13 protein-coding genes are annotated in these 12,732 nt (G+C 33.1%); 2 read left to right on the plus strand and 11 right to left on the minus strand.

What is annotated here, in order from left to right; translation table 11 throughout:
- Window positions 1-3: 3 nt before the first annotated feature.
- The 11 genes from HMPREF9072_RS11210 to HMPREF9072_RS11260 all read right to left on the minus strand — a co-directional run bounded on the left by HMPREF9072_RS11210 (window position 4) and on the right by HMPREF9072_RS11260 (window position 11,124).
- Complete coding sequence (locus HMPREF9072_RS11210; protein WP_009411811.1) at window positions 4-1,062, minus strand: nucleoid-associated protein; 1,059 nt, start codon at window positions 1,060-1,062, stop codon at window positions 4-6.
- Between the two features lie 30 nt (window positions 1,063-1,092).
- Window positions 1,093-1,602: a hypothetical protein gene (locus HMPREF9072_RS11215; protein WP_002671788.1), complete on the minus strand. Its 510-nt coding sequence runs from the start codon at window positions 1,600-1,602 to the stop codon at window positions 1,093-1,095.
- Between the two features lie 108 nt (window positions 1,603-1,710).
- The gene (locus tag HMPREF9072_RS11220; protein ID WP_009411812.1) at window positions 1,711-2,841 is read right to left on the minus strand and encodes a peptidylprolyl isomerase; all 1,131 of its coding nucleotides are present in this window, start codon (window positions 2,839-2,841) and stop codon (window positions 1,711-1,713) included.
- A 25-nt stretch (window positions 2,842-2,866) separates the two neighbouring features.
- Window positions 2,867-3,439, minus strand: a complete 573-nt coding sequence (gldI, locus tag HMPREF9072_RS11225) for a gliding motility-associated peptidyl-prolyl isomerase GldI (protein WP_009411813.1) — start codon at window positions 3,437-3,439, stop codon at window positions 2,867-2,869.
- Between the two features lie 6 nt (window positions 3,440-3,445).
- On the minus strand, window positions 3,446-4,453 hold the full coding sequence (locus tag HMPREF9072_RS11230) for a bifunctional oligoribonuclease/PAP phosphatase NrnA (protein ID WP_009411814.1): 1,008 nt from the start codon (window positions 4,451-4,453) through the stop codon (window positions 3,446-3,448).
- Between the two features lie 104 nt (window positions 4,454-4,557).
- Window positions 4,558-5,304 (minus strand): DUF6261 family protein, encoded by a 747-nt coding sequence (locus HMPREF9072_RS11235; RefSeq protein ID WP_009411815.1) that lies wholly within the window; start codon window positions 5,302-5,304, stop codon window positions 4,558-4,560.
- A gap of 415 nt (window positions 5,305-5,719) precedes the next feature.
- Window positions 5,720-7,378, minus strand: coding sequence for an ATP-binding protein (locus tag HMPREF9072_RS11245; protein ID WP_009411817.1), 1,659 nt, complete (start codon window positions 7,376-7,378; stop codon window positions 5,720-5,722).
- Window positions 7,365-7,868 (minus strand): SIR2 family protein, encoded by a 504-nt coding sequence (locus HMPREF9072_RS12575; protein WP_009411818.1) that lies wholly within the window; start codon window positions 7,866-7,868, stop codon window positions 7,365-7,367. The genes HMPREF9072_RS11245 and HMPREF9072_RS12575 overlap by 14 nt, the downstream gene beginning before the upstream one ends.
- Window positions 7,822-8,316, minus strand: coding sequence for a hypothetical protein (locus tag HMPREF9072_RS12580; protein WP_009411819.1), 495 nt, complete (start codon window positions 8,314-8,316; stop codon window positions 7,822-7,824). Before HMPREF9072_RS12580 ends, HMPREF9072_RS12575 begins: the two co-directional genes overlap by 47 nt.
- Window positions 8,317-8,808: 492 nt before the next feature.
- Entirely contained in the window at window positions 8,809-10,110 is a 1,302-nt protein-coding gene (locus HMPREF9072_RS11255) for a Fic family protein (protein ID WP_009411820.1), read from the minus strand.
- A 234-nt stretch (window positions 10,111-10,344) separates the two neighbouring features.
- The gene (locus tag HMPREF9072_RS11260; RefSeq protein ID WP_232300853.1) at window positions 10,345-11,124 is read right to left on the minus strand and encodes a hypothetical protein; all 780 of its coding nucleotides are present in this window, start codon (window positions 11,122-11,124) and stop codon (window positions 10,345-10,347) included.
- A gap of 36 nt (window positions 11,125-11,160) precedes the next feature.
- On the opposite strand from HMPREF9072_RS11260, the gene xerA reads away from it, so the two are divergent.
- Window positions 11,161-12,147, plus strand: a complete 987-nt coding sequence (xerA, locus tag HMPREF9072_RS11265; protein ID WP_009411822.1) for a site-specific tyrosine recombinase/integron integrase — start codon at window positions 11,161-11,163, stop codon at window positions 12,145-12,147.
- Window positions 12,148-12,221: 74 nt separating this feature from the next.
- The coding region (locus HMPREF9072_RS11270; protein WP_198143958.1) for a hypothetical protein at window positions 12,222-12,732 on the plus strand (511 nt) is incomplete at its 3' end.

Consider the following 12,732-nt stretch of genomic DNA (forward strand, 5'->3'; position numbering starts at 1 on the left):
AAATTAGCTTTTTTGTTCTTTATTGAAGTACACCAAATAGTAATACATTTGTTTTTCTTCGTCCCAACCTTTCTCAATAAACTTATCAGCTGATTCTGGATTGATAAAGTCCATACGTATTTGGATATTAGTGTCTAAATCAATCACATTTTTAATTTTTTTGCGCACATCCGATACAGCCTTATTAACAATCGGAAAGGTTGATACATCTTCTATTTGGTACTTAGGTCCTTTCTCTACTTTGTAGTGCTTAAACTCTGGTATTAATTCAGGATTTTCAAACACTTCATTCATAAACGAGGTTTCTTCAAAATCATCATTCTTAGCGAAGTAATTAATCGCACGGTTCATAAACAAAACCTCTTCTTTTTTATCTTCAGCAGGCAAGATTACATCTTTGGCAAAGTCTTGGCTGAATTTTAAGTACTTTTTAGTATAGAAATTATCGTCTATTAACGCATCGACATTTAGAAAGTTCTCTAACCAATATTTAGTGTCATAACGATTGCTATCGATGGAAAGTATTTTGTATCCGTCCTCTTTATTCACATTAAAGATAATACAACCTTTATCCAATCGGTGAATGTTCACTCCCTCTTGGATAATCATCTCCAACTGGTTAGCCTGTTCCTCAAACTGCAAAAAGCTGTTCCTCATTTCCGATTTGAAGATACCTACTGCTTTTACCTTTTCATTATCTAAATAACTATCGTGAAGAAGCGCCACATACACCTCTCCGCTTTTGATATGTGGGTGATTAGACTGATTGTACAAGTGTTGCGCAATCTTCTTAGATTGCTCGTGAATAGAGCTCTCGTTCTCAAAAATAGGGGTTACCAGCTGGTAAAGTTCATTGAACTCAACATCGGTATCGTGTACTAAGTGAAAGTAGTTTTCTTCTTTTTCACGGAAAGGTTTAAAGAAGTATTCTTTCAGTAGCCCTATAATCTCATCGTTTAGTGCATAAGGTTTTTCTGAAAGGAATAGAGGTTCTCCTTTGCTTAGATTACCTACCCTGTGAATAGAAAGTGTTTCAATGTTTGTTGTATATAAATTTAGCATAGTTACTTGTTATCTGTTACTATTACGTAATTAGTAGTATTCTTCTTCACTGAAACTTCCATAATCGTCTTCGTCGAGGTCAAAATCGTTAAATTCATCTTCAAACTCATCAAAATCATCAGCTACAAATGATTTCTCGGGAGCTTCAGCAGGAATAGAACCGTGAGCGTATATCAAAGCAGGATAAGAAACGCCTGTTTCTTCTTCATCAATCTCTACTAATTCTACGAAGAACGTCCACATCGACATAAAGTCGTATACGTACAACAGTTTAGGCTCTTCTTCACTTACAACCGATTCGATGGTTGTCTCTTCCATCAAGCGCATTTCTCCACTTTCTGATACATCAAAAAGGGTGATTTCTTCTCCTTGATTCCAATCCTCGTCGGTAAGATAGAAAGAAGCCATTTCGTCACCAGCAAAGCCAAATGATTGGTTGATTACATTGTGTAAATCTTCCAAAGTAGCTTCTCCTTGAATGATAATATCTCTAAAAACGTCTTCTTTAACGTCAAGTATCACTCTGAATTTGTATACCATTTTTAGTTTTTAGTTATTTTAGTTGTTAGTAAAAAACTTTGTCAAAGGTCGTAGCACGACAGGCTGTTAGAGACTTTGACAAAGTTTGTATATCCTTATTTTGTATACTTATTTAGCTATATCTGTAATTTCAATATCAAAAATAAGGTCGCTATTAGGTGGAATCACATCGCCAGCACCTCTTTCGCCATATCCTAAAGCAGCAGGAATAAATACGCGTATTTTATCACCTACTTTCATTGTAAGTAAAGCATCTCTGAAGCCTGGTATAAGTTGCGCAGAAGTGTTGTAAGGCATAGGGAAGGCTTGGTATCCTCCTTGTTGTTCACGTAATGAGTTGTATTTACCATAAGCCTCTTCAATTTCTTTTACGTTAGAATCGAAAAGGGTTCCGTTTTTCAAATAACCTGCGTAGTTTACCATTACTTGATGTGTGTGATTAGGTTGTTTGCCTTTGCCATCAACTAACTTAAAGATTTTTACTCCTGAAGGAAGTGCTTTAGCTTGTGGTTCCTGTACTTTTACTTCTTCTAAGAACTTAGCGGAAGCGGCTTTCGTCTTAGCTTCTTTTTCTCTCTCTCTCTTGTTAATTTCTTTGAAGTAATCTTCAAAAACTTTTACAGCATTGAAATTTTTAGCATCTTTACCATTGGCGATAATAGTAATCTTATTGATTTTGATATCCTTTTCAGGCTTGTCATTCATTACTGTTTTAGTATTAGCAATAGCATCTATTACTTCTAAACCTTTCACCGTTTCGCCGAATACTGTGTGGCGACCATCTAAATGAGGAGTAGGCACTTGGGTAATAAAAAACTGACTGCCATTGGTAGCTGGGCCTGCGTTTGCCATTGACAAGATTCCTTTTTTATCGTGTTTTAAAGTGGGCACTATCTCATCTTCAAATCGGTAACCGGGTTCTCCCATTCCGGTGCCGGTAGGGTCACCTCCTTGTATCATAAAATCCTTGATTACTCGGTGGAAAATTGTTCCGTTGTAAAACGGTTTACCTTTGTATTCAGCTTTTACGAAAGTGTTTTTACCTTCTGCCAAAGTAACAAAGTTGGCTACTGTTACAGGAGTTTCTTTGTAGTTTAGTTTTACAATAATATTTCCTTGAGTAGTTTCGATATCCGCAAATAAGCCATCGCCTAAATCTTTATAGGCTTTCTTTTGCGAATTGCAACTGAAAAATACAAACATTGCAGAAAGCAATGCGATAAAATTGAGTCGTCTCATATATAAAATTAATTAAAATTTCTACTTATTCAGGTCGTGGTTCTATTTTCTCTTTGTTTTTTTCAATTTTAAAAACCTCTATCTTGGCAATAATAGGCTGGTTGAAAGTTATTTTATCTTTATCACCACGATAACCATAGGCTACGCTCGAGGGGAAAAAGAAAACACCACTTTCTTTCTCTTTTAGCAATTTTAGTGCTGAACGCAACCCTTGGAATACCTCTTCTTTATCTACATTATACTTATAATCACCATCGGGTTTCTCTTGATAGAGTTCGTTACCCTGCAAATCCGAAAGACTGTAATCATAGGTTACGATATCGCCAAACTGTGCTGTGTAGTCAGCATTAGGATTTTGGTTTAGGTAATAGAATTTAAAACCGTGTTGTGAATCTATAAAGGTGTGGAGCGTATCTTTTTTGATAATAGAATCAATAAGAGCTTCTTCTGAAGCTAATAGTGCTTTGTTTTTCTTAGCCGATTCCTTTAAAAAGGTACTTGTTTTCTTGGTTACAGGGTGGCGTGCTTGTCGGTCGGCACAGCTTATGAAAACTATGCCAGCAACCATTATTATTGCTATTTTTTTGAGTATATTCATTGTATTTTAAATATTCTTGTGAATAAAATCTGGCAAAACTTGTTTAAAATAAGTTACTGCTTCTTCCATTGTACCGTCAAATCTACCTCCTGCAGCATTGATGTGCCCTCCGCCATTGAAATATTTGCGTGCAAACAGATTTACATCGTTATTACCTTTGGAACGCAACGACATTTTTATAAAATCGCCTTCTTGAATGAAGATTACTGCGAGCTTGGTGTTCTTAATGGTAAGCCCATAATTTACGAAACCGTCAGTATCTCCTTTTTGGCAGTCGTATTGTTGTAGTTCTTCGGAACTAAGCGTTGTGTAAGCCGTGTCGTACTCTTTTAAATACGTCATATTTTTCAGAACTACACTCAGTAATTGCAATTTGTTAAATGAATTATTATCAAACACATTACTGTTAATCTGACTGTTTTTAGCTCCTTTTTCGATAAGGAAAGCAGCTATTTTTAGCGTATTGCTAGTAGTGGTGGGGTATTTAAAATTTCCCGTATCGGTCATTATTCCTGTGTACAAACAAGTAGCTATTTCTCTATCTATTTGGTTTTTATCGCCCATTGCATCAATAAACGAATATACCATTGCACAGGTAGAGCTGGCATTGGGGTTAGAGAAAGTTACTTTGGCATAAGCCTCAGGCGCTTGATGATGGTCAATCATCACAAATGTAGCTGCCGAGCTTTCTAATAAAGGTGTGAGCCCATCAGCGCGTTTAAGTGAATTGAAATCAAGCGTAAAGATGAGCGTAGAGTTTTCTATTTGTTTTTTTGCCTTTTCAGGAGCATTGTCATAGATGAGAATCTCATCGGCTGAGGGTACCCATTTTAAATAATCAGGAAAATCATTGGGCGACACCACCGTTACATCTTGGTGCAATTGCTTTAAATACAAGTATAGTCCCAAGCAACTCCCTATGGCATCTCCATCAGGGCTTTTGTGAGGAATGATACTTATTTTCAGCTGTTTTTTAAGTAGTAGCTTAACGTTTTCTATATCATATATATTCATAGGGTGCGAAAGTACGACATTATTTTTAATTATCGCCAAAAAGAATAGAAAAGTTTTTCGTCGATTGTAGAAAGACTACTTTTTACAAATCAACTTTACTATTTTCACCAGAAGTTATCCTTAGGTTTATCGGTGGGGGAGGGGGTGTGAGGTGTTTTTTTGCTTCGCGCTGCAATGGCACTGTTGGTGCTTAAAATGATTTGGTGTACCCCTTCAATAAAATGCAAATAAGGCTCATTGTTAAGGCTTTTCAGTGTTTTGAGGTAAGGCAATAACGAGTGGTTAATGCGTTGCAAAAGGAGTTTTTTCAGTTCGTTGGGTTTCAGCTGAGAACTTTTCTGAGCTACAGCCTGCTCATACGTTACACGGTGGTTGTTAAAATCTTTTTGAGCGTTAGTAAGCATTGAAATTATTTCGGTAACTCCCGTTAGAGCACTAATATCAGTAGAGAGGGAAGCTTCTGAAAAATCTTTTAAAAGTGATTCGATATGAGCGGACTCTACTGCATAATTTTCGCGCGCAATGCCCACGCCATATTTTTCAAAAACAGCGTTGAGCTTACTTCCTGAGCGTTGTAGAGCTTCGATAGGCGAAGCGGCATAGCCTTGTAGTATTTTGCTCATTCGGCGGATAAGCTCATCGCGTGTGGTATCAATAGCATCGAGTTCGGAGAGAGTGCGGTCGCTTTTAATAGCTTCCGAAAGTTGCTGAGTAAGCGTTTCTATTTCAGCAAAAAGTGGTTTGAGGATAACATCTTTGGCGAGGGCGGTTTCTCTGCTAAAAAGAATTGAAAGTCTTGAGCTAGTATCGGCAACTTCAGTAATTCGGGCGCTTGTTCTAAGTGGTTTCATACGTATAAAAATTTTTAGAAAATGATTAATAATTATGCGCAAAGATAAGAAGTTTTTTTGAAAAATGAAGAAAAAATGTTTTTTCTATTTTTTTGTAGAACACGCTCTTCCCCGAGCTGCGGGAGATAAAATTTTACAGAACACGACCTCCCTCAAGCTGCGGGAGACAAAATTCTACAGAACACGACCTTCCCCAAACTGCGGGAGACAAAATTCTACAGAACACGCTCTTCCCCAAGTTGCAGGAGATAAAATTCTACAGAACACGACCTTCCCCAAGCTGCGGGAGGCAAAATTCTATAGAACACGACCTCCCTCAAGCTGCGGGAGAAAATTTTCTGCGAATGAAAATGTGAAGCAAGGAGGAAGAGATTACCGGCGAAAATAATTAATTACCATAATTAACAAAAGAATGTTATTTTTCTTTATTACTTCTTTTACCTAATTTAGGTGTCTTAGAATTAGGTTTAACAGTAGGTTCATCAATTTTTAACAATAGAGGCATAGGAAAATCGACCCCTACAAGCAATGCTTCCCCCTCACCAAGTATTGGTAAAAAAGATAAACTATTTCTGCTTGCTGATGAAACAGCATTTTCAATAGCCTTTTTATCTTGTTCATTAATCAAACGATGAACAATAAATGTCCCCATTTGGCTTAATGTGCCAATAGGTATATCACGTGGCATTTGTGTAGCTAAGCATAGAAAAAGACCATTTTTTCTAGCTTCTTTTGCTATAAACTCTATATTTTGTAAATAAAAAGAAGAATCATCATCTGCACTAATACGTTTATTCAAAAACTGATGTGCTTCATCTATAAATAGAACTAAAGGAGATTCTTGAAATTTCTCTTTTCTTGATTTTTCTAATAGTTTTAATGAAATAAAATCTACAATAATTTCACGTATTCCAAAATCATATGACAATTTCTCAAAGCCTATTCTAAGTACCTTACTTTCTGGTGTGTCAATAAATTCATTGATTATATCATTAATATCTTTAGAACCTTCTTTATTAATATTTATACCAAAAGCCTTTTGTATTACTGAGTTTTGTAAGAAAGCATCAACTCTAGATATTAAATGAGAACAATATCCTAGTTTAAAAGTATCCTCTTCATAAATACCTTTCCATCCTTGTTTTACGCATTCATTTTTTATTTGGTTAGGAAGTTCTTGAATGTCAAAATCTGTTCCATACAAATTACTAGTATTTTCAGTAATAATTCTATTTACTTCAGTAACATTTTTTCCAATTTTAACCCCATCAAATTTATTCAAATAAATTAACTTTAAAGAATTAATGGCTTCACATAAAGCATTTGAAGTATTTGGAGAATGTTCTCTAAAAAGGAAACAAAAATCGCTATTTGTCATTTCTTTAAAAGAAAAATACACTTTTTCTCCTATAACACATTGATTTTTATATTTTACAAGTTCTTCATACTCTCCAGTAGCATCTATTAAAATGACTTTATTATCAGTTTCTTTTGTTATCTCTTCAATAAGTTTTGAGATTGTCCAACTTTTTTCTCCTCCTGTAGTTCCTACCACAGCACAATGTCTACCAAATAAAGAATTTAAAGCAACTTTACACTCTACATTATTAGAAGTTAATCTACCCAAAGAAGCATACATATTGTCATCATTACCTTTATAACCAAACTGTTTTACATATTTTGCAATTTGGTCATCAGAACAAGAATATACTTTAGCTCCAATAGAAGGATATTTTGAAACGGTTTTTTCTATTTTTTGAGGCTCATAAACACTAAAAGAAAGCAATAATTCTGCTTTGCCTATGGGGTGAAAATCAGAATCTTTGTGTTCAATAGCCTTTTCTGTAAGTTCTTTTTTCTCGCTATCAGATAATTTTACTTCTGTAAGCTGTGCCAAAAAACCATATTCATCACCCTCAATTACTACAAAATTACCAACGCCACCTCCAGTATAACTTATTCCTTCAAAATGAAACTTGTTAAGAAGTATTGATGATGGAAAATGTATCTTGATATATTGAGGGGTTACCTCATTTACATATCCTAAAAAATAATTATGACTAAATGGTTTCATTGCTATTATAATATGTTTTATTTTCGGGATATTTATCTGTAAAATTTTTGAAAGTATCAAAAACTATATTCACATTTCGTCTCACACTCAGTTCATCTTCCTTTTCAGTTATTTCAAAAAAATCTTTAAGAGAGTCTGTTTTATAAATTCTACCTTCCCTATTATAGTTAACAATTAATAACTGAAAACTTGGATTTTGATTTACAGCTTCCAACACAACATTTCTAATATGTTTGTCTCCAAAACCAAAACCAATTACGATTAAAAGCGTTTCTTCTTTTCTTAAAGCTTGTTGAAATCTTGACATCATTTCAAAGTAAGGTTGTTCGTAAGAACTCTCATACTTTTCAGATGAAGGATAAATCATCAGATGATTATCAGGTTTATTTTTCTGAATAATTTTTCCATTATTTTTCCTCTCCCAAGTTAAGGAACCGTGCAATTTATAGAAGTGAAATACTTTTGAAATAAAACTCTCCTCTTGTTTCAATCGTGTTTTTTTCTCGATTTACAATATCTAAATCAAACCATCTTCCTGAAAACTCTCGTGGTTGGGTAAATGAAAAACCATCTATAATTACAAACCCCGCTTCATTGGCTGCTTGTTCAAAAAGTGTATCATAATTTGTTGTAAATATTTGAACCCTTGAATCATTATTTTTACGAGCAGTTATTTTATTAAGAAAATCAATATGAGGGGCTTTATCTTTTTGAAGAGTGAGAGTACATAATTCTCTTATTTTTTTCTCTAATTCTTCTCGCCCTTTCTTTAATTCACTTGCTTTATTCTCATCAGCTGTTTTTTCTATCAAAGTTATATATGAGATAAATGCTTCAATATCTGGTTTTGTGTCATAAAAAGATTTATTTTTTATATCAGGAAGTGTTTCTACTAAACTTTCTATCTCTGTATTGCATTCCTCCCACAATTCTCCCATTAATTTTCCTCCACTATCCTTAGAAGAGCCAGCTCCTGTTAAAACAACTATATTTTTAAAATGTTTTCTTAGGAAAGAGTTGTATAATTGTTGTATTTTTAAGTCATTTGCTTGTTTTTCAATATCTTCTTTAGTTGGAGTTTTATCTCCATCTTTTTTTGAATCCTGAGCCTTATTATTTACATAATAATTCTCATCATCATACGCTACAGTATAATTATTTTGTAAAAGAATATACTTCTTGGTATCATTTTTTTTGTATTTTCTTCCATATTTGTAGTTTTATAGTATTAAGTCATTAAAAACCCCACCTAATTATTTATTAGATGAGGCTGTTATTATTTGCCTGCGGAGGCTCTCCGCTATTTTACTTCTTCAAAAATAACTGGTTCTGAAAATCAATAATTTATAATTTTATGGTACAAATTTGATTGTAATTCACTCACCTAACTTGGTAGCACATTCTTGAGTAGTTTCTACTTCTCTCTAAGTTTATAGTTTGTCTTTTAATTGTTTGCCCAAGATGGTTAGTCGATATTTTTGTAACCTACTATTAGGTTTGTCAGGAATAGTCATTTCTATAAATCCTTGTTCCAATGCAGGTTTTAAATATTTTAATCGAAAGTTTTCCCTATGAGAAAGTCCTAACATATCTTGTATTTCTTGTCTATCCATCTCTTTGGATAGTATTTCAATCAATTCTTTGACTTGCGCGGTAACTTGCGCGGTAACGGGAAATATCATTCGTAAAAAAATCTCTGTAAACTTGAAACATTCTTTTCCATAACTTCTTAGAATACGAGGGACGCCAGAGCCCAAATGTTCTACTAAATCCAAATCTCTAAATACACGCATCAACTCTTTATTGCGTGGTACCGAATAGCCTTCAAAAAACTCTTTCTCTGTCATACCTTGTGGCAAACTACCAAATGAGGTAATCTCAATTCTATCATCAAAAAACTCAAATTTGGTAGGTACTTCCAAGGTATAATCATTATGAACAATAGCATTAATTACAGCTTCACGCAAAGCAACAGGGTTCCATAATTTTGTTTCTTTTCGTTCTTTGGGTGTGATTTTTGCCAATGTCTTTTCGACTCCTATCTTATCCAATACCTGCTTGGTTGCTTTTATCAATGAACAATACCCATACTCGTTGTTTTCGATCAATTCAACACGATCTAAACCATCGTATTTTGCAACTTTTACAGATATTCCATTAGTATCAGCTAATAAATATGCTACATAATTGTATTGTCCTTCTTCAGTAAGAAGTTCCAAATTGGATGTGAACTGCTGATTTAACATCTTTTCTGAGCTTTCATAATATATTTTGAGTTGCTCAAAAGTAAGATTCTGATTTGGAGACTTGATTTTTCCAATTGAGCTACGAGTACGTTTGGCAAACAGAGATTCTATCATTTTTATAGGCATTGGCTCAGCAGCCGTTCCGATACGAATAAATGTACCTTTTTCCGACATCCCAAGTTTCTTGATGTAGTAAGGTTTTTCAGTACCACTTGCCAATGTGATTTTAATCACGTTTTTTGAATCTATAGTTTCTGCTGATACATCAAATAACCCCATACAAGAAGGCATAATATTATTTTTTAATTGGTCTTTGATTTTAAGCATATCTCCATCAATGTCTGAAACACCCACAGCCTTTCCTTTCTTGTCTATTCCAATATAGATTATCCCTCCCTCTTGATAATTCAGAAAAGCGATTACCTCTTTCTCTAAATCATCTATAAGTTCTTGTTTGTATTCTATACGATTCGTTTCTGGATTCATATATGAAGTTATTTAAGTTTTTTCAATAAAGTAAAGGTTTCCAAAATTTAGTATTCTGTGTTTAGAAAAAACATCAAAATTCAGGAACTTTGGGCAAAGATACAATAAATAATTGAACTTGTTGGTTGAATTATATAAATTGGTTAAAAAATAATATAGTGCCTCATCTAGTAATAAATGATAATTTAGCGGAATTGAATCCAAACAAAAAGACCCTTTTTAGGGTCTTTTTGTTTATTCTACCGATATCTGTCCATTCATTAACATAGGCAAGAGCCAATCTCTGAGGGATTGAAGATGATGGATTTGTTGGAGATTTTTTTGTTTATTTTCATCTACTTTAATATTATAAAAATTATATTTTTCTATTATGTTTTTTTGAGGAGAAATTATAGGATAAGTATGAATAAATACCTCAAATAAAAAGTTCTTAATTCCACTAGTTTTTCCTTCAAAAGAAAATAATATATTATTATGGTAAAGCCTTTCCCATTCTTTTAAAAAGAAAAAAGTATATTTTTCATCTTTCAAAGAAATTGCTTTACAAAAATTAGAACAAATGATATTGTTTTCAAATCTGGCAAAAGTATTATTTGTTAATAAAGCTATTCTTCCTGTGGATTGAGTAGGACTTCCTCCAGAAATTTCAATTATAAAATCATTTTCTACTAAAATTTTGCATTTGTTTTTTTTATTTATATACCTAATAGGACTTTTAAGCTCTCTATTTCCATTAAGTCCATTTATATCAGCTCCACGAATACAACTTACTTTTTCTGTGTAATTTCCTTCTTCTTGTTCCTTTCCCCAATCTCCATTTTTTATATTTTTTATAAAATTAGAAAAAGTACAAACTTCCCACCCCTCTGGAATTTCTCTCTTCAAAATATCATTATAAACCATTTTCCCACCACTGGATTTGTAAGGTTTTCCATTTTCATCTGGAAAATCAAACTGCACAAACCAATAATCATAAATAGTTTTAGCTAATTCCGCTAAATTATCATTTAGCAAAAAGTTGTTTATTTGCAAATTAAATTTTATCAAAGAATGAAAAAACTTTTTAAACAAAAAATCCTTAATCAGATGAGTAATAGTCTAAACTTTCAGCAGATGGAATTGTTAGAAACTGTTTTAGAACAAAATATTAAAAATTTTACTATAGACCTCTTAACAGAAAAAATGCCGAACGAAAGTCCTATAAATTTGCTTCATTCTTTTCTTTCTGCAAAGAAAATAGAAGGCTGCTCAGAAAAATCATTAAAATACTATTTTTCAACTATTGAAGCACTTCTCAATAAACTGAATAAAAATATTAGTGACATTTCTACAAATGATTTGAGACTTTACCTTTCTGATTATCAAGAAAAAAATGGTTCAAGCAAAGTAACTATTGATAATATTAGAAGAATCTTTTCCAGTTTTTTCTCGTGGCTAGAAGATGAAGATTATATATTAAAATCCCCTGTACGAAGAATTCATAAAGTAAAAACAGCCAAAACCATAAAAGAAATTCTAACCGATGAAGAAATTGAAAAACTAAGAGATAACACTAATAATATCAGAGATTTAGCCATTGTAGAAATTCTCTCTTCCACAGGAATGCGAGTAGGTGAATTAGTAAAAATAAACACAAAAGATATTGATTTCCAAGAGCGTTCATGTATTGTTACAGGGAAGGGAAATAAACAACGAGAAGTTTATTTTGATGCTCGAACAAAAATTCATCTCTTAGAATATATTAATAGTAGAAAAGACACTGAAGAAGCTTTATTTGTTTCTTTTTCTAAACCTAATAAACGACTAACTATCAATAGCATAGAGAGCATATTACGAAGTTTAGGCAAGAAATGTAATATCAATAAAGTTCACCCGCATAAATTTAGGCGGACTCTTGCTACAATGGCTATTGATAAAGGGATGCCTATAGAACAAGTACAAAAACTACTAGGACACACCAAAATAGATACTACAATGCATTATGCAATGGTCAATCAAATCAATGTAAAAATGGCTCATCGAAAGTATATAAGTTAATTAGTAGTCTTTTTATCTTTGATTTCTTTGTGTTTTTGCTTTTAGAGCTGTATCTTTGCCTCAAAAAAGAAAAGATGAAGTTATCTGAGATTACCGTATATGTAGAAGACAAAATTAGTAGTAGCAGTATTTCTTTGATAGATTATGTTACTACAGACTCTCTTTTGCCTAACAAGGAGGGAAAAACTATCGCTAAAAACCTTCCTCCTGTAGTATGTTCACTAACACATTATCGAGAAGGTGATGTGTTAGTAGCAAATATACGCCCCTATCTGAAGAAAATCTGGCTTGCCAATAAAGAAGGAGGGTGTTCTTCTGATGTTCTTGTTTTTAGAGCAAAAGAAGGCTATAAAAGTTCTTTCCTCTATGCTATATTGTTGCAAGATAGATTTTTTGACTATGCAATGAAAGGTGCAAAAGGGAGTAAAATGCCACGAGGTGATAAAGAACAGATAATGAGATATGAATTACAGACATTCTCTCCACAAGAGCAAGATAATATCGGAAACTTTGTTATTAATATCACAAATAAGTTATGGCTCAATCGTTCGATAAATGATAATTTAGCGGAATTGAATCCAAACA

Source organism: Capnocytophaga sp. oral taxon 324 str. F0483 (genome assembly GCF_000318315.2).
Lineage (GTDB): Bacteria > Bacteroidota > Bacteroidia > Flavobacteriales > Flavobacteriaceae > Capnocytophaga > Capnocytophaga ochracea.